General features: G+C 65.6%; 19 protein-coding genes and 3 tRNA genes. 3 read left to right on the top strand and 19 right to left on the bottom strand.

Annotated elements, in window-relative coordinates:
- Positions 1-48 precede the first annotated feature (48 nt).
- Positions 49-1,473, top strand: coding sequence for a replication-associated recombination protein A (locus B447_RS03660; RefSeq protein WP_002936620.1), 1,425 nt, complete (start codon positions 49-51; stop codon positions 1,471-1,473).
- Here the strand turns inward: B447_RS03660 and B447_RS03655 are convergent.
- Entirely contained in the window at positions 1,467-1,730 is a 264-nt protein-coding gene (locus tag B447_RS03655; protein ID WP_002926463.1) for a hypothetical protein, read from the bottom strand. The genes B447_RS03660 and B447_RS03655 overlap by 7 nt on opposite strands.
- 263 nt (positions 1,731-1,993) lie before the next feature.
- Between B447_RS03655 and serS the strand changes: the two genes are divergently transcribed.
- Positions 1,994-3,286 (top strand): serine--tRNA ligase, encoded by a 1,293-nt coding sequence (gene serS, locus B447_RS03650; protein ID WP_002936619.1) that lies wholly within the window; start codon positions 1,994-1,996, stop codon positions 3,284-3,286.
- A 35-nt stretch (positions 3,287-3,321) separates the two neighbouring features.
- Here serS and B447_RS03645 read toward each other — a convergent pair whose 3' ends face one another.
- From B447_RS03645 to B447_RS03595, 11 genes are all read right to left on the bottom strand, one after another.
- The gene (locus B447_RS03645; protein ID WP_002936617.1) at positions 3,322-6,435 is read right to left on the bottom strand and encodes an efflux RND transporter permease subunit; all 3,114 of its coding nucleotides are present in this window, start codon (positions 6,433-6,435) and stop codon (positions 3,322-3,324) included.
- The gene (locus B447_RS03640; RefSeq protein ID WP_002936616.1) at positions 6,432-7,616 is read right to left on the bottom strand and encodes an efflux RND transporter periplasmic adaptor subunit; all 1,185 of its coding nucleotides are present in this window, start codon (positions 7,614-7,616) and stop codon (positions 6,432-6,434) included. The genes B447_RS03645 and B447_RS03640 overlap by 4 nt, the downstream gene beginning before the upstream one ends.
- A gap of 105 nt (positions 7,617-7,721) precedes the next feature.
- Entirely contained in the window at positions 7,722-8,735 is a 1,014-nt protein-coding gene (locus B447_RS03635) for a DnaJ C-terminal domain-containing protein (RefSeq protein ID WP_002936615.1), read from the bottom strand.
- Positions 8,736-8,835: 100 nt separating this feature from the next.
- A tRNA-Arg gene (locus tag B447_RS03630) sits at positions 8,836-8,912 on the bottom strand.
- Positions 8,913-8,953: 41 nt separating this feature from the next.
- Positions 8,954-9,030 (bottom strand) — tRNA-Arg (locus B447_RS03625).
- A 62-nt stretch (positions 9,031-9,092) separates the two neighbouring features.
- Positions 9,093-9,182: transfer RNA gene (locus B447_RS03620), tRNA-Ser, on the bottom strand.
- A gap of 63 nt (positions 9,183-9,245) precedes the next feature.
- Positions 9,246-9,596: a carboxymuconolactone decarboxylase family protein gene (locus tag B447_RS03615; protein ID WP_002936614.1), complete on the bottom strand. Its 351-nt coding sequence runs from the start codon at positions 9,594-9,596 to the stop codon at positions 9,246-9,248.
- A 100-nt stretch (positions 9,597-9,696) separates the two neighbouring features.
- Positions 9,697-10,512, bottom strand: a complete 816-nt coding sequence (folE2, locus tag B447_RS03610) for a GTP cyclohydrolase FolE2 (RefSeq protein ID WP_002926451.1) — start codon at positions 10,510-10,512, stop codon at positions 9,697-9,699.
- Positions 10,513-10,597: 85 nt separating this feature from the next.
- On the bottom strand, positions 10,598-12,472 hold the full coding sequence (gene dxs, locus B447_RS03605) for a 1-deoxy-D-xylulose-5-phosphate synthase (RefSeq protein ID WP_002936612.1): 1,875 nt from the start codon (positions 12,470-12,472) through the stop codon (positions 10,598-10,600).
- Between the two features lie 45 nt (positions 12,473-12,517).
- Entirely contained in the window at positions 12,518-13,426 is a 909-nt protein-coding gene (locus tag B447_RS03600; protein WP_002926447.1) for a polyprenyl synthetase family protein, read from the bottom strand.
- Positions 13,423-13,680, bottom strand: coding sequence for an exodeoxyribonuclease VII small subunit (locus B447_RS03595; protein WP_002936610.1), 258 nt, complete (start codon positions 13,678-13,680; stop codon positions 13,423-13,425). Before B447_RS03595 ends, B447_RS03600 begins: the two co-directional genes overlap by 4 nt.
- A gap of 125 nt (positions 13,681-13,805) precedes the next feature.
- On the opposite strand from B447_RS03595, the gene B447_RS03590 reads away from it, so the two are divergent.
- Positions 13,806-14,912 (top strand): aromatic ring-hydroxylating oxygenase subunit alpha, encoded by a 1,107-nt coding sequence (locus B447_RS03590; RefSeq protein ID WP_002936609.1) that lies wholly within the window; start codon positions 13,806-13,808, stop codon positions 14,910-14,912.
- 83 nt (positions 14,913-14,995) lie between these two features.
- Here B447_RS03590 and ispH read toward each other — a convergent pair whose 3' ends face one another.
- The 7 genes from ispH to tsaE form a co-directional block, all read right to left on the bottom strand.
- Positions 14,996-15,934, bottom strand: a complete 939-nt coding sequence (gene ispH, locus B447_RS03585) for a 4-hydroxy-3-methylbut-2-enyl diphosphate reductase (protein ID WP_002936607.1) — start codon at positions 15,932-15,934, stop codon at positions 14,996-14,998.
- A gap of 38 nt (positions 15,935-15,972) precedes the next feature.
- The gene (locus tag B447_RS03580; RefSeq protein ID WP_002926431.1) at positions 15,973-16,401 is read right to left on the bottom strand and encodes an FKBP-type peptidyl-prolyl cis-trans isomerase; all 429 of its coding nucleotides are present in this window, start codon (positions 16,399-16,401) and stop codon (positions 15,973-15,975) included.
- 20 nt (positions 16,402-16,421) lie between these two features.
- Positions 16,422-16,925, bottom strand: a complete 504-nt coding sequence (lspA, locus tag B447_RS03575; RefSeq protein ID WP_002936604.1) for a signal peptidase II — start codon at positions 16,923-16,925, stop codon at positions 16,422-16,424.
- A 13-nt stretch (positions 16,926-16,938) separates the two neighbouring features.
- On the bottom strand, positions 16,939-19,749 hold the full coding sequence (ileS, locus tag B447_RS03570; RefSeq protein ID WP_002936601.1) for an isoleucine--tRNA ligase: 2,811 nt from the start codon (positions 19,747-19,749) through the stop codon (positions 16,939-16,941).
- A gap of 53 nt (positions 19,750-19,802) precedes the next feature.
- On the bottom strand, positions 19,803-20,744 hold the full coding sequence (locus B447_RS03565; RefSeq protein WP_002936598.1) for a bifunctional riboflavin kinase/FAD synthetase: 942 nt from the start codon (positions 20,742-20,744) through the stop codon (positions 19,803-19,805).
- Between the two features lie 106 nt (positions 20,745-20,850).
- Positions 20,851-22,248 carry an N-acetylmuramoyl-L-alanine amidase gene (locus B447_RS03560; RefSeq protein ID WP_051018745.1) on the bottom strand — a complete coding sequence of 466 codons (1,398 nt, stop codon included), beginning with the start codon at positions 22,246-22,248 and terminating at the stop codon, positions 20,851-20,853.
- Positions 22,188-22,718, bottom strand: coding sequence for a tRNA (adenosine(37)-N6)-threonylcarbamoyltransferase complex ATPase subunit type 1 TsaE (tsaE, locus tag B447_RS03555; RefSeq protein ID WP_002936594.1), 531 nt, complete (start codon positions 22,716-22,718; stop codon positions 22,188-22,190). The genes B447_RS03560 and tsaE overlap by 61 nt, the downstream gene beginning before the upstream one ends.
- Between the last annotated feature and the right edge of the window lie 45 nt (positions 22,719-22,763).

The following is a 22,763-nucleotide window of genomic DNA, read 5'->3' as shown; positions in this document are numbered from 1 at the left end:
GGGGATGCACGCCACCCCGGTGGCGCTACCTATTCGCTGAGGATGCCGATGGCCGACCTGTTCGACACCATTGAGCCGCCACGCGTGCCGCTCGCTGAGCGCATGCGCCCGCGCAGCCTGGACGAGGTGGCAGGCCAGGCTCACCTGCTGGGGCCGGGCAAGCCGCTGCGGCTTGCTTTCGAGTCCGGTCGTCCGCACTCGATGATCCTGTGGGGGCCGCCGGGGGTGGGCAAGACGACGCTTGCGCGCTTGATGGCGCTGGGCTTCGATGCCGAATTCATTGCCTTGTCGGCGGTGTTCTCCGGGGTCAAGGAGATCCGTGAAGCGATCCAGCAGGCGCAGGCTGCCAAGGCCCGTGGCCGCCACACCCTGCTGTTTGTCGATGAGGTGCATCGTTTCAACAAGGGTCAGCAGGACGCCTTCCTGCCATACGTCGAGCAAGGTCTGGTCACCTTCATCGGCGCCACGACCGAGAACCCGTCCTTCGAGGTCAATTCGGCACTGCTGTCGCGAGCAGCCGTCTATGTGCTCGAGGCTCTCGATGCGGAGGCAATGGAGAGGCTGTTCGAGCGCGCGCGTACGTTGGCCTGCCCGGAACTCGATTTCGAGCCTGCAGCGCGCGAACGCCTGATCGGCTTTGCCGATGGTGACGCGCGGCGGTTGATGAACCTGATCGAGCAGTTGCAGGTCGCCGCCGAGACGGCGGGCCTGGGCGCGGTGACGCCAGCCTTTGTCGACCAGGCGCTGGCACGCAACCTGCGCCGGTTCGACAAGGGTGGCGAGGCCTTCTATGACCAGATCTCGGCCCTGCACAAGTCCGTGCGCGGCTCGGATCCGGACGCATCGCTCTACTGGTTGTGTCGGATGCTGGACGGCGGTGCCGATCCGCTCTACCTGGGGCGCAGGTTGATCCGCATGGCGGTCGAAGACATTGGCCTGGCTGACCCGCGCGCGCTGGAGATGGCGCTCAGTGCGGTAGCTACCTATGAGCGTCTGGGCTCGCCGGAGGGAGAGCTCGCGCTCGCACAGGCAACGATCTTCCTCGCCTGTGCGGCAAAGTCGAATGCGGCGTACAAGGCCTATAACGCTGCGCGCGCCTTTGTAGCCAAGGATGCATCCCGGCCTGTCCCCCTGCACCTGCGCAATGCACCCACCAAGCTCATGAAGTCGCTCGACTACGGCAAGGCCTATCGCTATGCCCATGACGAGCCCGATGCCTACGCTGCCGGCGAACGATATCTCCCCGATGGGATGGATCCGCCCGGCTGGTACCAGCCCACGCCGCGTGGCATGGAAGGCCGGATAGCCGAGAAGCTTGCACGCCTGCGCGATCTCGACGCTGCTGCGCAATCGGCCGTCGGTACACGCCCGGAGCATGGCGTGAAACGGGCTGATCGAGCGATGTCCGTTTCACGCCACGGCCCGCATGGATCAGGCGATGTGGGCGATCAGGGCGACGAGGGGGCTCAGTGAGGCAGGGGGTGGTCGGCCATGAAGCGCTCGCAGACCTTGGCTGCGCGGCGCGCCTTTTCGACATCGCCGCGCGCGTTTGCGCGCTCGATCAGTTCGACCATGAACTGGGTCAGCACCATCACACCTTCTGGGGTCTGCACGAGGCCACATACCACCTGGGCCGCTGCGACGTCGGGTATGTCCTCGTGTTCGGCGATCAGGGCGACCTCGTCATCGGTTACGTCGCAATAGTCAAGGCAGTCACGAATCGATAGCATGCCGTACTCCTCCAAGGTTGTGCCGTCTGGCGCGGCTTGGTTTCTCTTACAAGGTTAATTGACCGGCTGCGTTTTGCAAGTTCAATTTACGTAGCGTCAACTTCTCAAGTTATTGATTGGAAAAACTAATTTTTGCACTGCGACATTAGTTCAGTGCGCCGTGAAAAGTCTTGATTAGCTTGGTGTTAAAGCGCTTTCCGTGTGATGGAACGTGAGCTTTCGTCGCCATGCAGCTGATTACAGAAACAAACAGGAATTGCCCGATGCTCGATATCCAGCTTCTCCGCAACCAGATCGACAGTGTTGCCGCCCGCCTTGCCACACGCGGCCTCGTCCTTGACGTAGCCGGCTTCCAGGCCCTTGAGGACGAACGCAAGGCCTTGCAGACCCGTACGCAGGAACTACAGGCCCGGCGCAACGCGCTCTCCAAACAGATCGGCATGCTCAAGGGCAAGGGCGAGGACGCGACGGCGGTCATGGCCGAGGTCGGTCAGCTCGGCGAGGAGCTCAAAGCCTGCGAGCAGGCGCTTCCCGGACTGCTCGAACGCATCAACGACTTCGCCTCGCGCCTGCCGAACCTGCCTCAGGCCGATGTGCCGGTGGGAGAGGACGAGTCCGGCAACGTCGAAGTCCGGCGCTGGGGCAATCCGCGCCAGTTCGACTTCGAGCTGCGCGACCATGTAGACCTCGGTGCGCCGCTCGGCCTCGAGTTCGACACCGGCGCCAGGCTGTCGGGGTCGCGCTTTGCCTTCCTGCGCGGTCCGATCGCGCGCCTGCATCGCGCCCTCGCACAGTTCATGCTGGATACGCACACGCTCGAGCACGGCTACACCGAGTGCTACACGCCCTACATCGTCAATCGCGAGGCGCTTTACGGTACCGGCCAGTTGCCCAAGTTCAAGGAGGATCTGTTCTGGGTGCTGCGCGGAGGTGACGAGGAGGGGCTGGAGCAGTACCTGATCCCAACCGCCGAGATCACGCTCACAAACAGCGTGCGCGAGGAGGTGCTGACGCTCGACCAATTGCCCATCCGCCTGACTGCGCACAGCCCGTGCTTCCGTTCCGAGGCGGGCAGTGGCGGGCGCGACGTGCGCGGCATGATCCGCCAGCACCAGTTCGACAAGGTGGAAATGGTGCAGATCGTCGAGCCGGCCAAGAGCGACGAGGCGCTCGAGCAGATGGTCGGTCATGCCGAAGCCATCCTGAAGAAGCTCGAGCTGCCCTACCGTGTCATCACTCTGTGCACCGGCGACATGGGCTTCTCGGCAGCAAGGACCTACGACCTCGAGGTCTGGCTACCGGCCCAGAATACCTATCGCGAGATCTCGAGCTGCTCGAACTGCGAGGCCTTCCAGGCGCGGCGCATGCAGGCGCGCTTCAAGAACGCCCAGGGCAAGAACGAACTGGTGCATACGCTCAATGGTTCGGGCCTGGCCGTGGGGCGCACCCTGGTGGCGGTGCTCGAGAACCACCAGCAGGCTGATGGCTCGATCCTTATCCCGGCCGCGCTGCGCCCCTACATGGGCGGTGTCGAGCGCATCGAAGCGCCGCTCTGACAGCGATCCGCACTACGGCCCGCGCCAGCGCCCATTCAGGCGGCTGCCGCGGGGCGCACGTTGCGGCGTGCGCTCCAGTCGTGGAAGCTCTCCAGCAGCGACAGCAGCGCCGGCACGAAGAACAGCACCAGCAGGGCGGAGAAGCCTAGCCCGAAGGCAATCGAGGTCGCCATCGGGATCAGGAACTGGGCCTGCAGCGAGCGCTCGAAGAGCAACGGCGTCAGCCCGCCGATGGTGGTGAGCGAGGTCAGCAGTACGGCGCGTAGCCGGCCACAGGACGCGCCGACCAGGGCGTCCTGCAGGGCGGCTCCCTTGTGGTGCAATTCCTTGAACAGCGTCACCAGGATGATCGAGTTGTTCACCACGATGCCGGCCAGGCCGAACAAGCCGAACATCGACAGGATGGTGAGATCGATGTCGAGCAGCCAGTGGCCGAAGATGGCGCCGGCGAGTCCGAGCGGGATGGCGGACATCACCACCAGCGGCCAGCTCCAGGACGAGAACGACCACACCAGCACCAGGTAGATCAAGCCGAGCCCGATCACCAGCCCGGTCTGCATATCCGCCATGGTTTCGCGCTGGTCGGCCGAGCGCCCTTCGAAGCTGTACTCGATGCCATAGCGGGCAGCCAGGCCCGGAAGGGCGTCGCGGGCCAGTTCGGCCTGAATCGCATTCGCGTTGTTCACCTCGCTATCGACTGCGCCCGACACCTCCACCGCGAGCCGCCCCTGGGCATGGCGCAGGGCCTCGAAGCCCCGCCTTGACTCCCAGCTCGCTACCGTCCCGAGCGGGGCGAAACGGCCGTCAGGCAGGCTGACGGTGATGCGATCGAAGACGTCGAGCCGGCTGCGTTCGTCACGCGGAAGCATGACGCGGACCTCGAGTTCGTCGCGGCCGACCTGAACGAGTTGGGCGAGCGCACCATCGAAGGCGGCGCGCAGCTGGCGACCCAGGCTCTCGGTGGTGAGGCCGAGCGCTTCGCCTGCCGGGGTGAGTCGATAGACCAACTGCTCGCGGCCGAAGGGCATGTCGTCCTCGGTCTCGCTCACCCCCGGCAGGCTCTTGAGGGTTTCCGCAAGCTCCAGTGCCGCGCGCTTGAGCGCATCGGCATCGTCGCCGGTGAGGCGGATGTTCAGGTCGCGGCCGGGTGGACCGGACTGGCGGGCCGTGAAAGTAAGCAGTTCGAGGCCGGCAACCGGGGGCAGCTTGGCGCGCCAGGCGGCGAGGAAGCGCTCGTTGCGCACTTCCCGTGTGTCGGGCGGGGTGAGCTCGACCATGATGCCGGCGAGCTGATCGCCGCGTGCGCTCGAGCCCGCACCGCTGCTGATCGTGCCGCCCAGGCGCGCGACGGCCGTCTGCACCAGACCGCCGCCCAATTCCGCCTCGGCCTCGAACAGTGCGCGCTCGAGTTCGTTCAGGAAGGCTTCGGTGTGCTGGCGCGGCGTCCCGGCGACGAAGGTGGCGTTGGCGAACACCACTTGGCCCTCGGGGGAGGGGAAGAACACGAAGCCGATCCGTCCGCCGGCGATCAGGCCGACAGCCATCACCATCAAGCCGATACTGAGCGCGACCGTGGTGCCGCGCCAGGCCAGGCTGAGTTCGACCAGGCGGCGGAAGCGGCCGTCGCGAAAGCCGGCGAAGGCGCGGTCGAGCCGCTCGCGCAGACGGGAGTGGTGCAGCCCGGCCTCGCCGGCGAGCGCCATGCGCAGGTGGGCCGGCAGGATCAGGAAGCTCTCCAGCAGCGAGGCGATGATGACCATGATCATCACGAACGGAATGTCGCCAAGGATGTTGCCGATGATGCCGCCCACCATCATCAGGGGCAGGAAGGCGGCTACCGTGGTCAGCGACGCCGCCACCACCGGCCACAGCATCCGCCGTGCTCCGCCCAGCGCGGCCTGCGTCGGGCCTTCTCCCATCTGGCGGTGAGTGTCGGCGTCCTCGCTGACCACGATGGCGTCATCGACGATGATGCCCAGCGCCATGATGAGCGCGAACAGGCTCATCATGTTGATCGTGCCACCGAACGCGAACATCAGCCCGAGCGTGGCGAGGAAGGCGGTCGGAATGCCGATCATCACCCACAGCGCCACGCGTGCGGGGAGGAAGAAATAGAGCACCGCGACCACGAGCAGCAGCCCGGAAAGGCCGTTGCTCACGAGCAGGCCGATGCGGTCGCTGATCAGCTGCCATTGCGCATCGAACACTTCGAGCTGCACGCTCGGTGGCAGGGTGGGGCGGGTCTTCGCCAGCCAGTCGTCGAGCACGCGTGCAGCCTTGAGCGAATGTCCGCTCTCGCTGCGCTGCAATTGCAACTCGACCACGCTGTCGCCGCGCTCGAACAACGCGAGTTCGTTGCCGCGGGGCTCGCGAGTGAGGGTAGCAATCTCGCCCAGGCGGACCACACCGTCCTGATCGCTCAGCACCGGCAGGTTGGCGAAGGCCTCGGCGCTTCGGCGCTGCTCCAGGCCGCGTATCTCTCGTGCGCCGTCGATCTCGCCGGCAATGCCCGCTGGCACGTCGCGTGCGAGCTGACCGATCCGCTCGCCGACCTCGACAAGGGACAGTCCCAGGCTCTCGAGTGCCGCCGAGGGCACCTCGATTGCAATGCGTTCTTCCGGCAGGCCGGTGATGGTGACGCGGTCTATGCCGGCGGCCAGCAGCTCGCTCTCGAACCGCCGCACCCAGGGCCGCAGCTCGTCTACGCTGTTGCCTCGTACCAGCAGGCGGGCGATCGGCTCATAGCGCGAGATGCGGCTGACCTCGGGGGTCTCGGCGTCGCGCGGCAGGTTGCGGAATTCATCTACGCGCTGGCGCACCTGGTCCAGCGCGAGCAGCGCGTCCGTCCCCTCGTTGAGCTCCAGTGTGATGCTCGAGATGCCTTGGGCAGACGTGGAGCTCATGCGCTTGAGGCCGTCGACCGTCTTCAGGCGTTCCTCCAGCGGCGTGGTGATCCCTGTTTCGACATCCTCGGCCGAGGCACCGGTCCAGATCACCCGCACCGAGATCACATCGAGCTCGAAGCTGGGGAAGAACTGCACGTTCATGCGTGTCAGGCCGATACCGCCCAGTACGAAGGCGAGCAACATCAGCACATTGGCCGCCACCTTGTGGCCAGCCAGCATCTGCAGGACGCTGCTGTGCTTCATTGTGCCGTCCGTTCGACCACAGCCACGGCGAGGCCGTCGATGGCATGGGGCAGGTGGGTACTCAGAACCTGCATGCCGTTCGCGAGCGCGTCCCCACGCACGAGCAACTGAACCTGATCACCGCTTCGAAGCTCGCCGGCACGCGTGATGTTCAGCCCCCGCAGTCGCCCATTCTCGATCAGGTAGAGGCGGTCCCCACCATGCAAAGCCGTGGGTGGGATCGCGAAGATGTCGTTGGCCAGCGGGCGATCGAGGACCGCATTGACGAAGGCGCCCACCGGTACCCGGTCGGCATCCTCGATGCGCAGCAGCACATCCACGCCGCGCGCATCGGCCTCACCGCTGATGCGTTCAAGGTGGGCGCGCAACGGGGTGGCGCCGAAATCGGCACGGGCATGCAGGTGCTCGCCGCGGGTGAGCGCTGCGCGCAGTTCCTCGGCGTAGAGCGCCGGTACGCGGGCGCGCAGGTAGAGTGCATCGGACGAATACAGGCTGAGCAGGGTCTGGCCGGCCTGCACCTGGTCGCCCGCAGCGACTTCCACCGTACCGATCCGCGCTGCGAAGGGCGCCACAAGTTCACCGCGCTCGGCGTCGCGCATGGCCTCGGCGAGCTGCGTCTGCAGCTGTGCAAGGCGGGCAGGGTGCTCCGCGATCGCCTGTTGGCGCTGCGTCAGGGCGAGTTGTGCGCGGGCGCGTTCCTCGCGCGCCTGATCCACCGCGCTCTCCGCTCCCAGTCGTGCGTCCTTGAGGCGTTCGAGGCGGGTAAGCCTTGCGTCCGCCAATTGCACAAGGGTGCGCTCCTGTTCGAGGGCCTGCTGGTCGCTGCGATGGCGGATGCGTTCGCGCTCCAGGTCTGCCTTCGCACGTTCGAGGCGCGGGGCGAGGTCACGCGGGTCGAGCCGGGCGAGCACTGCGCCGGCTTCTACGCGGTCGCCGTCACGCACCCGCAGTTCGAGGATGCGGGCACTGACTGGCGCTGCCGCGCGCAAACGGTCGGGCGCCTCGACGCGGCCGTAGAGTACGAGCGTTGGATGCAGCGCTGCGGCCTGCAGCGTGTGGGTCTCGACCTGCCAGACTCTCTCGCGGGTTTCGACGGCAGGTGCGCTTGGACGGGTAGCGCGCAGACCGATGAAACCGGCAACGGCAAGCGCGATGATCAGCAACGGAAGCAAACGGCGCATTCGACAAGGCCTTGGGTGCAGCGGGGCTGCATGTTTATCAGTTTTTGCTAATTATACGGCCGATGGGGCCTGCCGCCGCAGTGCCGGCGTCTGTTTGCGCCAGCGTCAGTCGGTCAGCCAGTCGGCTTCCCAGCGCGCAAGCTCGGGCAGGTGGCGCTCCGCACTGGCGCCGAGTTCGTTGTCGAGCTGCTCGATCAAGGTGCGCACACGCGCGTCGAGTGCTTCGGGCAGCATCGGTATGAACTCGACGATCAGGTCGCCGGCAGTGCGCCCCGCACGTGCCGGGAAACCCGCCCCTTCGACGCGCAACTGGCGGCAATGAGCAAGGCCCGCATCGAGCGTCACGCTACGCATGCCCGCGGGGTGCGGGATGCGCAGGCTGCCGCCGACCAGCATGCGAAGTGCACTGACCGGGCGCTGCACGACGAGGTTCCTGCCTTCGCGGCGGAAGATGCGGTGTGGGCTGAGCCTGACTCTCAGGCGCAGATCGCCACGCGGGTGGCTGGGGTCGGCATGCGGCTCGCCCTCGCCGGCAAGGCGCAGCGTATCGTCGTCAACCAGCCCGGGTGGCAGTGTGACTTCCAGCCAGCGTTCGCCGACCTGCTCGCCACTGCCGCCACAAGCCCTGCACGCGCGCGTGCGCGTATAGCCGCGCCCGTCACAGGCGTCGCAGTGCACGAGCCCCTGCGCAGTGCGCAGGCGCCCCGAGCCATGGCAGAGGGCGCACACCTGGCTGACGCTGACCTCTTCGGTGCCGCTGCCATTGCAATGCGCACAGGGCAGGGGGCTGCGAACGCATATCGCCCTTGCGCCGCCGGCGAAGGCTTCCTCGAAGCTGATCTCGAGCGTTTCCCAGCGGTCGGCGCCGCGCTCCGTTGCCCGTTGCTGCGCGCGCTCGGCCGCCGCGGTCGCGGCCGTTTCGACATCGGCGTCCGTGTCCTCGAGCAAGGCTTCGAGCAGGGCGTCATGCGCACGCCGAAGCGCCTTGAAGTGCTCGACGGCATCCGGAGCGGGATTGCGGTCCGGGTGCCATTGCATCGCCAACTGGCGGAAGGCGCGCTTGATCTGGGCGCGCGAGGCGCCAGGCTGCAGGCCGAGCAGGTGATGGGCGTCGGGCATTTCGGGGCGTATGGGATAAAGGCGACAGCTTAACCGAGCGCCCTTCGGCGCGCAGGAATGAAAAAGGCCCGGTCGATTGACCGGGCCTTTTTCGGCTGTCTGGCGCGCCCGGAAGGATTCGAACCTCCTACCCCCTGGTTCGTAGCCAGGTACTCTATCCAGATGAGCTACGGGCGCGTTGCCGATATCGTTTAGAGCCCGAAGTCGGAAGGCTTGTTTGGCGCGCCCGGAAGGATTCGAACCTCCTACCCCCTGGTTCGTAGCCAGGTACTCTATCCAGATGAGCTACGGGCGCTTTGTGCTGCACTGCGAAGGAGCGGCATTATATCTTTTGCTGCCGCAACTTCAACTGTTTTTTGGCGGAGAGGGTGGGATTCGAACCCACGGTAGGCTCGCACCTACGCCTGATTTCGAGTCAGGTACATTCGACCACTCTGCCACCTCTCCGCTCGAAGGTCGGCATTATAGTGAATCCGCAGAAAAAGTGAACGCTTTTTTTAGCGGACCGCTTCAGGCCGCGCGTGGCAGCATTTCCTCATATGCGCGGACGGCTTCGGCGGCGTACATGAGGGCAGGGCCGCCGCCCATGTAGGTGCATACCCCCAGCGTCTCCATGAACTGCTCGCGGCTCACACCGAGCCGGATCAGCGCCTTGACATGGAAGCCGACGCAGGCGTCGCAGCGCTGGGTGACGGCGATCGCAAGCGCAATCAGTTCCTTCTGCAGCTCGCTCAGCGCGCCGTCCTGCAAGGCGCCCTTGGCCATCGTGCCGAAGCCCTGCATCGTCTCGGGCGTTTCCTTTCGCAGCGTGGCGAGGGCCTTGGACACGTCGGTGGTGATCTGGACAAAGGACTTGGACATTACGTGCATTCCAGTAGTTAATGGAATGCTTATATTAACGTCTTGCGTTTGGGCGTGTCATTGCCCTTGCCGATTGGCCGATCAGGTGTCTTGATCGGCACTACCCGCAGGCGGCAATGCGTTTGTCGCGCTCGATCAGGGCGTAGGCCGAATGGTTGTGGATCGACTCGAAATTCTCCGACTCGACGACGTAGGCGTCGATGCGGGGTTCGCGCTGGAGTTGGGCGGCGACGTCGCGCACCATGTCCTCGACGAATTTCGGGTTGTCGTAGGCACGTTCGGTGACCCACTTCTCGTCAGGCCGCTTGAGCAGGCCGAACAACTCGCACGATGCCTGGGACTCGACCAGCTGGACCATTTCCTCGATCCACAGGTGGTCGTTGAGGACCGCGTTCACGGTGACGTGCGAGCGCTGGTTGTGGGCGCCGTACTCCGAGATCTTCTTCGAACAGGGGCACAGGCTGGTGACAGGCACCACCACCTTCATCGAGAACTCGTAATGGCCACCCTCGCGGATCGAGCCGATAAAGCACACTTCGTAGTCCATCAGGCTCTTCACACCGGACACCGGCGCGGTCTTGTTGATGAAGTACGGGAAGCTCATCTCGACGTGGCCGGTCTCGGCCTCGAGGCGCTCGACCATCGCACGCAGCATGGGCTCGAAGGACTCCACCGAGATCTCGCGCTCGTTGTCGTTGAGGATCTCGACGAAGCGCGACATGTGGGTGCCCTTGAAGTTGTGGGGCAGGCCGACGTACATGTTGAAGCTCGCCACCGTGTGCTGCACGCCGCCCGCCTTGTCGGCGACTTTCACCGGGTGGCGGATCGACTTGATCCCGACCTTGTTGATCGCGATCTGGCGGCTGTCCGCGCTGCTCTGGACGTCGGGCATGGCGAGATCGATGGGGTCGTTCATTGGCGTTTCTCTCGTTTCATGGTGATCGGGCCAGGTGCAAACGAGTTGCACCTGGCCCGAATCTTAGCTTTCCCGACAAAAATGCTCAACTTTTGGTGGTGGCGTCAATGTCCAGGCTGTGCTGGATGCGAGCGAGGATACCGTCGCGGTCGAGTCCGACCGAGGCCAGCAGTTGGGCCTGGTCGCCGTGGTCGATGAAGCGGTCGGGGAGGCCCAGGCGCAGCATGCGTGGTCGCGCTGCCAGGCCGTCGACGACGCGAGCCACTTCGCTGCCGGCGCCGCCGATGAGCGCGTTCTCCTCGAGCGTGACGAGCAGATCGTGGTCGGCGGCCAGGCGCGCAACGAGCGCTTCGTCCAGGGGCTTGATGAAGCGCATGTTGGCGACCGTGGCATCGATCTGCGCGCCCACGTCGAGCGCAACGCCGACCATGCTGCCGAACGCGAGCAGGGCGACGCGCCGGCCTTCGCGCACGACCTCGCCCTTGCCGATCGGGAGCGCCTGCATGCGCGCCTGAGGTGCGACGCCGGTGCCGCCGCCGCGCGGGTAGCGCACCGCCGACGGCCCGGGGTGGCTGACGGCGGTGTACAGCATCTGCCTGCATTCATCCTCGTTGGAGGGCGCCATCACGACCATATTCGGGATGCAGGTGAGATAGGATAGGTCGAATGCGCCGTGGTGGGTGGCGCCATCGGCACCGACCAGGCCTCCGCGGTCGATCGCGAACACCACTTGCAGGTTCTGCAGGGCGACATCGTGGATCAATTGGTCGTAGGCGCGCTGCAGGAAGGTCGAGTAGATCGCCACCACGGGTACGAAGCCCTCGCAGGCCAGCCCGGCGGCGAAGGTGACGGCATGCTGCTCCGCGATACCGACGTCGAAGTAGCGGTCCGGGTGCTCCTGGGCAAAGCGCACCAGGCCCGAGCCTTCCCGCATCGCCGGGGTGATGCCGACGATGCGCGGGTCGGCCTTTGCCATGTCGCACAGCCAGTCGCCGAATACCTGGGTGTAGGTCAGCTTGCCGCCGCCCTTGCCGGTCTCGATGCCCGCCGTGTGGTCGAACTTGGAGACGCCGTGGTAGAGGATGGGGTCGGCTTCGGCGAGCTTGTAGCCCTGGCCCTTGCGCGTGATCACGTGCAGGAACTGCGGACCCTTGAGCTTTCTAAGGTTCTGCAGTGTGGGGATGAGGGCATCGAGGTCGTGGCCGTCGATCGGCCCGTAATAGTGAAAGCCGAACTCTTCGAACAGGGTGCCCGGGCTGATCATGCCCTTGGCGTACTCTTCGACCTTGCGTGCAAGCTCGGCGACCGGCGGTGCGATGCCCAGCACCTTTTCGCCGACTCTGCGCGCGGTGTTGTAGGTCGAGCCCGACAGCATGCGCGCGAGGATCTTGGTCAGCGCGCCAACGGGAGGAGAGATCGACATCTCGTTGTCGTTGAGGATGACCAGCAGGTTCAGGTCGTCCATGTCGCCGGCATTGTTGAGGGCCTCGAAGGCCATCCCGGCGGACATCGCGCCATCGCCGATCACGGCGATCGCGTGGCGGTCCTCCTTGCGCGCCCGTGCTGCGACCGCCATGCCGAGCGCGGCCGAGATCGAGGTCGACGAATGCGCCGTGCCGAAGGTGTCGTACTCGCTTTCGCAGCGGCGCGGGAAGCCGGAGATGCCACCCCAGTGGCGCAGCCCGCCCATCGCCTCGCGGCGGCCGGTAAGCACCTTGTGGCCGTAGGTCTGGTGGCCGACGTCCCAGACGATGCGGTCATGAGGCGTGTTGAACACGTGATGGAGCGCGATCGTCAGCTCGACAGTGCCGAGATTGGACGACAGGTGGCCGCCCGTGCGCGATACCGACTCGATCAGGAAGGCGCGCAGTTCGTCGGCGAGGGTCGTCAGCTCCCTGCGCTCGAGTGCGCGCACGTCGGCGGGGGAGGAGATGCGTTCCAGGTGGGGGTAGGGGGCCATGGGATCCGGCGTTCCTTGCATGTTGTTTCGGGCTTCGCAGCGACTTCAGAAGGCGCGATGCACGATGTAGTCGGCGAGCTGGGACAGGCGGCCGGCGCCCGTACCAAAAGGGGCCAGCGTGCGCTGCGCGTCGGCGAGCATGTCCTCGGCGAGGCGGCGGGCCTCGGTACGGCCGAGCAGGCTCACATAGGTCGGCTTGTCGTTGTCGGCGTCCTTGCCGGCCGTCTTGCCCAGCGTGGCAGTGTCAGCTTCGGCGTCGAGGATGTCGTCGACGACCTGAAACAGCAGCCCGATCACTTTGCCATAGTGGTCCAGGCGGCCAAGGTCTGCCGCCGACAGGCGGCCTCCTGCGCGAGCGCCCAGCAGCACGGCGGCGCGGATCAGTGCGCCGGTCTTGTGTACATGCATGAACTCGAGCTCCTCGCGCGTCAGCTGCACGCCGACCGATGCAAGGTCGATGGCCTGGCCGCCTGCCATGCCGCGCGACCCCGAGGCGAGCGCGAGCTGGGCGAGCATCTCCACCCGCACCGCTGGCTCGAGCCCGGGAATGTTGTCGGCGAGCGTCTGGAAGGCGAGCGTCTGCAGGGCGTCGCCAGCAAGCAGCGCCGTCGCTTCGTCGTACTCGACGTGCACCGTTGGCTTGCCACGGCGCAGCACATCGTCGTCCATGCACGGTAAGTCGTCATGAACGAGCGAGTAGGCATGGATGAGTTCGACCGCACAGGCGACGCGATCCAGGTGGCGGGCGTCTGCGCCGGCGAGTTCGCCTGCCGCATGTGCAAGCAGGGGGCGTACCCGCTTGCCGCCGCCGAGCACCGCGTAGCGCATGGCGGAATGCAGGCGCGCCGGGGCGATCGTGGCCTCGGGCAACACCTCGGCCAGGGCCGTCTCCGTGCGTGCCTGGATGCCTGCCATCCAGTCGCGGAAGTCTCCACCCTTGTGCGTATCGATCATTGTTCGCCCCCGACGGCCTTGGTGCCTGGCGCCCCGGCGTCGAAATCGACCAGGGCATCACCTTCGAGCTGCCGCACGCGCTGTTCGGCGTCGGCAAGCGTGCCCTGACAATAACGCAGCAGGCTTACGCCACGCTGATAGCGCACGAGGGATTCCTCCAGTGGAAGCTTGCCCGCTTCCATCTCCTGGACGATGGCTTCGAGTTCCGAAACCGCGGCTTCGAAGGACTTGGGGGCGGGTGCCGACTTTGGCATGGATGAATATCTGCGCGGCAAAAGTCGGAAAATAACCGATCGCAGGTCTGGCGGTCAAACAACGGCTGGCTTACACTAACTCGTTTATTTTTCCGGATTTCTTGTCCGCAAGAGGAGGTTCGGGGATGTCCGACATCGCTTCCAAGGCTCAATTGGCCCAGGCTGCCTCCCAACTGCCTGTTTCCTGGTACTTCGACGAGAAGGTTTTCGAACTGGAGAAGAAGCTCCTCTTCGATGCCGGTCCGGGGTACGTCGGCCATGAGCTGATGGTTCCCGAGGTCGGCAACTACCGTTCGCTGGAGTGGCTTGACCACGCCAAGCTGCTGTTCCGCACCGAGCGCGGCGTGCACCAGATGTCCAACATCTGCCGCCACCGCCAGGCCATCATGCTGCAGGGCAGTGGCACGACCGAGCACGTCGTCTGCCCGGTTCATCGGTGGACCTACAACCAGCAGGGTGAACTCATCGGCGCTCCACACTTCGCGCAAAAGCCCTGCCTGGGTCTCAAGCGCGACGGTCTGGAGAGCTGGCACGGGCTGCTCTTCAAGGGGCCGCGCTCGGCCAATGAAGACCTGGCCGGCATGAAGGTCGCGCCCCAGCTCGACTTTTCCGGCTACAAGCTCGATCGGGTCGAGATTCATCAGTGCAACTACAACTGGAAGACCTTCATCGAGGTCTATCTCGAGGACTACCACGTCGTGCCCTTCCATCCCGGCCTGGGCAACTTCGTGACCTGCGACGACCTCAGCTGGCAGTTCGGTGACTGGTATTCGGTGCAGCAGGTCGGCATCACCTCCCTCGCCAAGCCGGGCTCGGCCACCTATGCCAAGTGGCACAAGGCGGTACTCGAGTACTACGGCGAGAAGAAGCCTGAGCACGGCGCGATCTGGCTGACCTACTACCCCAACATCATGGTGGAGTGGTATCCGCATGTGCTCGTGGTCAGTACCCTGATCCCGACCGACGTGGACAAGACCACCAACGTCGTGGAGTTCTACTACCCCGAGGATATCGTCGAGTTCGAGCGCGAGTTCGTGGAGGCGGAGCAGGCGGCCTACATGGAAACCGCGATCGAGGACGATGACATCGCAGAGCGTATGGATCGTGGTCGGCTGGCACTGCTCAAGGAAGGCCGCAACGAAGTCGGGCCGTACCAGTCGCCCTTCGAGGACGGCATGCAGCACTTCCACGAGTTCTACCGCCGCATCATGGCGGAACACATCGGCGCCTAGGCGCGACCGGGCCCGATGGCCTCATGAATAAAGCAGAAACCCTCGCTTTGCGGCGAGGGTTTCTGCTTGATGCCTGCCCGCTTTCAGCGTGCGTCCTGCAATTCCCTGGGCAGCGGGAAGGTCACCTTCTCGGGGACGCCGTCGAGATTGCGCACGGCGCCGCCGCTGAGCGCCTTGAGGCGTGCGATGACGTCCTCGACCAGCACCTCCGGCGCCGAGGCGCCTGCCGTAACGCCGATACGGCGCTTGCCTTCGATCCAGGCCGGATCGATGCCGGCCGCGTTGTCCACCAGGTAGGCGGGCACGCCGCGAAGCTCGGCCACTTCGCGCAGGCGGTTGGAGTTGGAGCTGTTCTTCGAGCCCACCACGAACACCACGTCCGCATACGGAGTCATGAACTTCACCGCATCCTGGCGGTTCTGGGTGGCGTAGCAGATGTCGTCCTTCTTCGGGCCGGCGATGTTCGGAAAGCGCGCACGCAGGGCGTTGACGATGGTTGCCGCATCATCGACCGACAGCGTGGTCTGGGTGACATAAGCCAGCAGCTCCGGATTCGCCACTTGCAGCGCGGCGACGTCCTCGGGTGTTTCGACAAGGTGGATGCCGGTCGCGACCTGGCCCATCGTGCCTTCGACCTCGGGGTGGCCCTTGTGGCCGATCATGATGATCTCGCGGCCCTGCTCACGCATGCGGGTGACCTCGATGTGCACCTTGGTGACCAGCGGGCAGGTGGCATCGAACACGCGCAAGCCGCGCTTCTCCGCCTCTTCGCGCACCGCCAGCGACACCCCATGTGCGGAAAAGATCACCGTATTGCCGCTCGGTACCTCATCGAGCTCATCGACGAACACTGCACCCTTGTTGCGCAGATCGTCGACCACGAACTTGTTATGCACGACCTCATGGCGGACATAGATGGGGGCGCCGAAGCGCGTGAGCGCACGCTCTACGATCTCGATCGCGCGTTCCACGCCGGCGCAGAAGCCGCGCGGGTTGGCCAGCAGGATTTCCTTGTCGCTCATTGTTGTCTCTGTGTGGGGCAGGGTGGGGCTTGGTGTGGTCAGAGGATACCGATGACCTCGACCTCGAAGTGGATGTGCTTGCCCGCGAGCGGATGGTTGAAGTCGATGAGCGCCGACTGGTCGTCGATCTCGCGCACCAGGCCGGAGTAGCGCGAGCCGTCGGGCGCGGTGAACTCCATGATGCTCATGGCTTCGATGTCCTCGTCGGGCATGTGCTCACGCTTGACGCGCTCGATCAGCTCGGCGCGGTGGGGGCCGAAGGCATTCTCCGGCTCCAGCTCGAAGATGTGGCGGCTACCGGGCACCAGGCCGACGAGCAGCTTCTCCATGGCCGGCAGCATCTCGCCTGCGCCCAACTGCAGCGTCGCCGGCGTGGCGTTGAAGGTGCTGATCAGTGGTTGGCCGTTGGGCAGCGAGATGCGGTAGTGCAGGGTGACGAGGCTGTTGGCGTCGATGGTCTGGCTCAAGATCGGGCTCCGGGGCTTATTCAAGGCTGCTGCGCATGAGGGCTGCGGAGTTGTCCCCACAGCATCAGCACGACACCGACGGTGATCGCGGAGTCAGCCAGGTTGAACGCCGGCCAGCTCCAGCCGGCGTAATGAAAATGCAGGAAGTCGACGACCGCGCCATGGACGAGTCGGTCGTAAACGTTGCCCAGCGCACCGCCGATGATCAGGGCGAAGGCAGCGGGCAGGATCTTCTCGTGGCGGTGCTGGTACGTCATCACCAGCAGCCAGGCGCTGATCACCAGGGCCAGGATGGTGAAAAACCAGCGCTGCCAGCCCCCGTGGTCGGCCAGGAAGCTGAACGCGGCGCCGGGATTGAATACCAGCACCAGGTCGAAGAAGCTCGTGATCGGGATGACCTGACCGTAATGCAGGTTTGCGAGCACGAGCTGCTTGGTGACCTGGTCGAGCACGCCGACCGCGGCTGCAAGCAGCAGCCACGGCAGCATCAGGAGGAGGGCGCTGCGTGTGCGGGGCGTGGTCATTGTGGCTGAGAGCTCAGGCATGGCTGCGGATTTCGCCTTCGCCGAACAGGTTGCTCACGCAGCGGCCGCACAGGCTAGGATGCTCGGCGTCGCTGCCGACGGAGTCGACGTAGTGCCAGCAGCGCTCGCACTTCTGCGCCCCGCTCGGCGTGGCGACGATGCGCTCGTCGTCAACGCTGTCCACCTCAGACAGGTGTGCGCCCGAGGTCATGGTGACGAAGCGCAGGTCTTCACCCAGGCTGGCCAGTGCGGCGAACTTGTCGGCGGTGAGCGCGAGCTCGAGTTCGGCTTGCAGCGAGGCGCCCACCTTGCCTTCGGTGCGCAGGGCTTCGATCACCTTGAGGCCTTCGCTGCGCACGCTCCGAATGATCTCCCAGCGTGCGATGAGCCCGGCCTCGCCCTCTTGCGCGGGCAGGGCGTGGAAGCTGTGCAGCATCACGCTGTCGGCCTCCTCGCCCGACCGGGCGGGGTTGAGGATGGCCCAGGCTTCCTCGGCAGTGAAGGAAAGGATCGGCGCCATCAGCTTGAGCAGCGTCTGGGTGACGTGCCACAGCGCTGTCTGCGCGGCACGGCGTGGCAGGCTGCCGGCCGCGGTGGTGTACAGGCGGTCCTTGAGGATGTCGAGGTAGAAGGCGCCGAGGTCCTCGGCACAGAACACCTGCAGGGCCTGCACCACGCGGTGGAACTCCATCTTCGCGTAGTCGGCCTCGGCCTGCTGTGCGAGCTGGCGGGTAAAGGCCAGCGCATAGCGGTCGATGTCCATCCACTGCTCGACCGGCACCGCATCGCTGGCGATGTCGAAGTCGGCGGTGTTGGCGAGCAGGAAGCGCAGCGTGTTGCGGATGCGGCGATAGACCTCGATCACGCGGTCAAGGATCTCCTTGGAGATCGACAGCTCGCCCGAGTAGTCGGTGGAGGCGACCCACAGGCGCAGGATCTCGGCGCCGAGCTTGCCGGTGACCTCTTGCGGAACGACCACGTTGCCGAGCGACTTGCTCATCTTGCGCCCGGCGCCATCCACCGCAAAGCCGTGCGTCAGCAGGCTGCGGTACGGTGCATGGCCGTCAATGGCGCAGCCGGTGAGCAGCGATGAATGGAACCAGCCGCGGTGCTGGTCCGAGCCTTCCAGGTACATGTCGGCACGCGGGCCTTCGGGGTGGCCGTCGTTGTGCGAGCCGCGTAGCACGTGCTTGTGCGTGGTGCCGGAGTCGAACCAGACGTCGAGGGTGTCGCTGATCTTGTCGTACTGTGCGGCCTCGGCGCCGAGCAGCTCTGCAGCGTCGAGCTTGAACCAGGCCTCGATGCCTTCCTGCTCCACACGCTTGGCAACCTCTTCCATCAGGTCGACCGTGCGCGGATGCAGCTCGCCGGTCTCCTTGTGCAGGAAGAAGGGGATCGGCACGCCCCAGTTACGCTGGCGCGAGATGCACCAGTCGGGTCGGTTGGCGATCATCGCGTGCAGGCGTGCCTGGCCCCAGCCGGGGTAGAACTTGGTGGCCTCCACGGCGCGTAGTGCGCGCTCGCGCAGCGTCGACCCGTCGGCGGCAGTCCGATCCATGCCGACGAACCACTGCGCGGTCGCGCGATAGACCAGCGGGGTCTTGTGGCGCCAGCAGTGCATGTAGCTATGGGTGATCTTGCCGTGCGACAGCAGCGCGCCGACTTCGGCGAGCTTGTCGACGATGGCGGCGTTGGCCTTCCAGATGTTCATGCCGCCGAAGAAGGGCAGGTCGGGCACGTACTCGCCGCCACCCATCACCAGCGACAGGATCTCCTCGTTGCTGCGGCCATAGGCGCGCCACGAGTTGAAGTCGTCCACGCCGTGAGCGGGGGCCGAATGCACGATGCCGGTGCCGGCGTCCACGCCCACGTAGTCGGCCAGGTACACCGGCGATGCGCGGTCGTAGAAGGGGTGGCGGAACTCGATGCGGTCGAGCGCGGCGCCCTTCGCGGTAGCGACGATGCTGCCCTCGAGCTGATAGCGCTGCAGGGCGGATTCGACCAGTTCCTTGGCGAGCACCAGCAGACGATCACCCACGTCTACCAGCGCGTAGTCGAACTCGGGATGAGCATTGAGTGCCTGGTTGGCGGGGATGGTCCACGGGGTGGTGGTCCAGATCACTGCGGCGGCGGGCTTGTCGAGCTTGGCCAGGCCGAAGGCGGCGGCAAGCTTGCCAGCCTCGGCCGCCGGGAAGGCGACGTCGATCGTCGGTGACTGCTTGTCGGCGTACTCGACCTCCGCCTCGGCCAGCGCCGAGCCGCAGTCGAAGCACCAGTTCACCGGCTTCAAGCCCTTGAAGACGTAGCCGTTCTTCGTCATCTCGGCGAGCGCGCGGATCTCGTTGGCTTCGTTGGCGAAATCCATCGTGCGGTAGGGATTGTCCCAGTCGCCGAGTACGCCCAGACGGATGAAGTCGGCCTTCTGGATCTCGATCTGCTCGGCGGCGTAAGCGCGGCACAGCTCGCGCACCTTGTCCGCAGGCAGGTTCTTGCCGTGGGTGACCTCGACCTTGTGCTCGATCGGCAGGCCGTGGCAGTCCCAGCCCGGCACGTAGGGCGCATCGAAGCCGGCGAGGGTCTTCGAGCGCACGATGATGTCCTTGAGGATCTTGTTCAGCGCATGGCCGATGTGCAGGCTGCCGTTGGCGTAGGGCGGGCCGTCGTGGAGCACGAACTTGGGCCGGCCGGCGCTGGCCTTGCGGATGCGCTGGTAGAGCTTGCTCTTTTGCCAGTCGGCGATCCAGTTCGGCTCGCGCTTGGGCAGGTCGCCGCGCATCGGGAAGGGGGTGTCGGGCAGGTTGAGTGTCTTGCGGTAGTCGGCCATGGCTGGAACTTGACTCTTGTGGGTTCTGTTGGGGGTGCGCAGCCTGGGCGCCGTCAGTCGCGCACCGCGGGGCGGTCTGCAAACCACTGGCGTGCCGCCTCGGAGTCGAGGGCGATCTGGGTCCGCAGGGCGTCGAGCGAGTCGAACTTCTGTTCGCTGCGCAGCTTGTGCAGGAAATGTACGCGAATGTGCGCACCGTAGCAGTTCTGCGACCACTCGAAGAGATGCACCTCGAGCCGGGCGCGGCCGCGCGCCGTTGCGGTAGGCCGTACGCCAATATTGGCGACGCCGAGGATGCGCTCTTCGGCCAGGCCCTCGACACTGACGACATAGACACCGGTCAGTGCGGGCCGGCGGTGCTTCATCTGGATGTTTGCGGTCGGGAAACCCAGCTGGCGGCCCAGCTTGTCGCCGTGGCTGACACGGCCGGCAATGCTGTAGGGGCGGCCGAGCAGGCGTGCGGCGTGGCCGAGGTCGTCTTCGAGGAGCGCATTGCGCACGGCCGAACTCGATACCCGCTCGTCGTCCACGCACAGGGTCGGCATTGACTCGACCCCGAAGCCATGGGTCACGCCCGCCTCCTGAAGCATCGCGAAGCTGCCCTGGCGGCGTGCGCCGAAGCGGAAATCGTCGCCAATGAACAGATGGCGCACGCCCAGTCCGCGCACCAGCGTGTCGTCAATGAAGCTCTGCGCCGACTGTGAGGCCAAGCGTGCGTCGAAGCGGCAGATGTAGGTGCGATCGACGCCTGCGGACTGCAGCAGCATCAGTTTCTCGCGCAGCGAGGCCAGTCGTGCCGGCGCGTCGGCAGGGCTGAAGTACTCTCGCGGATGCGGCTCGAAGGTGAGCACCACCGCCGGCAGGCCGAGTGCACGAGCCTTTCCGGTCAGCAGCGAGAGCAGCGCCTGGTGACCGCGATGCACGCCATCGAAGTTGCCGATGGTGAGCACCGCAGGCGTATCGGCATGCTCGGGAATCCCGCGATGAACCTGCATAAGCGCCTGAAAAAGCCGCAATTATAGCGACAAAGCCCGCGTCTGCGGGCTTCGAGGCCAAGGCGCGGAGCGGACGGTCGAGCGCTGGCGCCGCGTTACCGACGACTCAGTCGAGGCGGGCGACGCGCGTCGGCGTGCTGGGCGCATGCTCCTGGAAGTAGCGCTTTATGCCGCGCATCAGCGCGTTGGCCATCTTTTCCTGGTAGGCCTCGTCGTTGAGCCGGCGCTCTTCCTGCGGGTTGCTGATGAAGGCGGTTTCGACCAGAACGGACGGAATGTCGGGCGCGCGCAGCACGGCAAAGCCGGCCTGCTCTACTTCGGGCTTGTGCAGCCGGTTCACCGTACCGAGCTCGCCAAGCATCGCCCGCCCGAGCTTGAAGCTGTCGTTGATCGTTGCCGTCTGCGACAGGTCGAGCAGGGTGCGGGCAATGTGGCCGTCCTGGCGTGCAAGGTTGACGCCGCCGACGAGGTCGGCGTCGTTTTCCTTCTGCGCCAGCCAGCGTGCGGCCGAGCTCGACGCGCCGCGCTCGGACAGCACATAGACCGAACTGCCATTGGCTTCGGGGCGCACGAAGGCGTCAGCATGGATCGACACGAACAGGTCGGCGCGCACCCGGCGAGCGCGTGCGACGCGTTGATGCAGCGGTACGAAGTAGTCGCCGTCGCGCGTCAGCACTGCACGCATGCCGGGCTCGGCGTCGATCTTGCGCTTGAGGCGGCGCGCGATCGACAGCGTCACGTTCTTCTCGTAGCTGCCGCCGCGCCCGATCGCGCCCGGGTCCTCGCCGCCATGGCCGGGGTCGAGCACCACGGTGTAGAGGCGGTTCGCAGCGGGCTGCTTGGCGGGTTCGCGGCGCGCCGGCTCGCGGCCCTGCGCGCGCGCCACCGGCGTTGCATCCTTGCCGTCCTCGCCCATCGCAGCGTCCATCGGCGAGTCCTTGAGGATCAGCGCCATGAGCGGGTCGTGTTCTTCTGTGGGGTGGAGGTCGAGCACCAGTCGATGGCCGTAGTTGCCGACCGGAGCCAGGGTGAACACCTGCGGATTGATCGGCGCCTTCAGCTCGACAACCACGCGCACCACGCCCGGCCTGTTCTGGCCTGCCCGAATCTGGCGGATGTAGGGGTCGCTGTCGAGCACCTTCGACGGCAGGGACTGCAGCACGCTATCGAGGCGCACGCCTTCGAGGTCGACCACCAGGCGGTCGGGGTCCTGCACCAGCATGTGGCTGAAGCGCAGCGCCGACGCACCTTCGAGGGTGATCCGCGTGTAATCGGGCGAAGGCCACACGCGCACCGCGACGAGGCTGGCCGGTGCGGCGTGGCCCACCGGACTGACCATGAGCGCGAGCGACGCACCTGCGAACTTGAGCAGTTGGCGCCGATTCAGGCCGCGTACGCCGGCCGTGACCGTAGCGACCTCGCGGCCAGCACCGACCTGCCCGATCAATTCGTCCCGGGCGCCGGGCCTGCACCCTGCAATGTGTTCCCCAGTTCGATCACGCATTTCCGCCCCGCATCCGTGTGTCCGCTGATCTCCGCAAAGCGCCCGTCGGCTTCGGTTCGAAGCTGGATTTCGAGGTCGGGGGAGGGGATGTAGGGGGCCGCCTTGTCGGGCCACTCCACGATGCACACGCCCCGTCCTTCGAAGTACTCGTCCAGCCCCGCGTCCAGATATTCTTCGGGCGAATTGAAGCGATAAAAATCAAAGTGATATAAGTCTAATCTAGAAACTACGTAAGGTTCAATCAAGGTGTATGTGGGGCTCTTCACCTTACCCTCGTGGCCGAGGGCGCGCAGCACGCCACGGGTGAGGGTGGTTTTGCCCATGCCGAGGTTGCCCTGCAGCCAGATCCGCAGGCCGGGCGCGAGTGCCGCCGCCAGTGCCGCGCCAAGTGCTTCGGTGTCGGCTTCCGCCGGCAAGTGCGCGTCCAGGCGGGCGCCGCTATCATCGGCAGCTTGATTCAACTCGATCATGGGAACCTCGTGGTGATGGCGTCAGGTCAGGGCAGGGACAGTGTG

It is taken from the genome of Thauera sp. 27, from assembly GCF_000310125.2.
Taxonomy (GTDB): domain Bacteria; phylum Pseudomonadota; class Gammaproteobacteria; order Burkholderiales; family Rhodocyclaceae; genus Thauera; species Thauera mechernichensis.
This window is presented reverse-complemented; position numbering and strand designations above follow the sequence as displayed.

What these genes read in the sequence shown, in the direction of transcription:
- B447_RS03595 (WP_002936610.1), bottom strand. Translation starts at nt 13,680, where the DNA reads ATGCCAAAGTCGGCACCCGCCCCCAAGTCCTTCGAAGCCGCGGTTTCG.
- dxs (WP_002936612.1), bottom strand. Translation starts at nt 12,472, where the DNA reads ATGGCCCCCTACCCCCACCTGGAACGCATCTCCTCCCCCGCCGACGTG.
- tsaE (WP_002936594.1), bottom strand. Translation starts at nt 22,718, where the DNA reads ATGATCGAGTTGAATCAAGCTGCCGATGATAGCGGCGCCCGCCTGGAC.
- B447_RS03600 (WP_002926447.1), bottom strand. Translation starts at nt 13,426, where the DNA reads ATGATCGATACGCACAAGGGTGGAGACTTCCGCGACTGGATGGCAGGC.
- B447_RS03635 (WP_002936615.1), bottom strand. Translation starts at nt 8,735, where the DNA reads ATGCCCGACGCCCATCACCTGCTCGGCCTGCAGCCTGGCGCCTCGCGC.
- B447_RS03640 (WP_002936616.1), bottom strand. Translation starts at nt 7,616, where the DNA reads ATGCGCCGTTTGCTTCCGTTGCTGATCATCGCGCTTGCCGTTGCCGGT.
- serS (WP_002936619.1), top strand. Translation starts at nt 1,994, where the DNA reads ATGCTCGATATCCAGCTTCTCCGCAACCAGATCGACAGTGTTGCCGCC.
- B447_RS03590 (WP_002936609.1), top strand. Translation starts at nt 13,806, where the DNA reads ATGTCCGACATCGCTTCCAAGGCTCAATTGGCCCAGGCTGCCTCCCAA.
- ileS (WP_002936601.1), bottom strand. Translation starts at nt 19,749, where the DNA reads ATGGCCGACTACCGCAAGACACTCAACCTGCCCGACACCCCCTTCCCG.
- B447_RS03645 (WP_002936617.1), bottom strand. Translation starts at nt 6,435, where the DNA reads ATGAAGCACAGCAGCGTCCTGCAGATGCTGGCTGGCCACAAGGTGGCG.
- folE2 (WP_002926451.1), bottom strand. Translation starts at nt 10,512, where the DNA reads ATGAACGACCCCATCGATCTCGCCATGCCCGACGTCCAGAGCAGCGCG.
- lspA (WP_002936604.1), bottom strand. Translation starts at nt 16,925, where the DNA reads ATGACCACGCCCCGCACACGCAGCGCCCTCCTCCTGATGCTGCCGTGG.
- B447_RS03615 (WP_002936614.1), bottom strand. Translation starts at nt 9,596, where the DNA reads ATGTCCAAGTCCTTTGTCCAGATCACCACCGACGTGTCCAAGGCCCTC.
- B447_RS03565 (WP_002936598.1), bottom strand. Translation starts at nt 20,744, where the DNA reads ATGCAGGTTCATCGCGGGATTCCCGAGCATGCCGATACGCCTGCGGTG.
- B447_RS03560 (WP_051018745.1), bottom strand. Translation starts at nt 22,248, where the DNA reads ATGCGTGATCGAACTGGGGAACACATTGCAGGGTGCAGGCCCGGCGCC.
- ispH (WP_002936607.1), bottom strand. Translation starts at nt 15,934, where the DNA reads ATGAGCGACAAGGAAATCCTGCTGGCCAACCCGCGCGGCTTCTGCGCC.
- B447_RS03660 (WP_002936620.1), top strand. Translation starts at nt 49, where the DNA reads ATGGCCGACCTGTTCGACACCATTGAGCCGCCACGCGTGCCGCTCGCT.
- B447_RS03655 (WP_002926463.1), bottom strand. Translation starts at nt 1,730, where the DNA reads ATGCTATCGATTCGTGACTGCCTTGACTATTGCGACGTAACCGATGAC.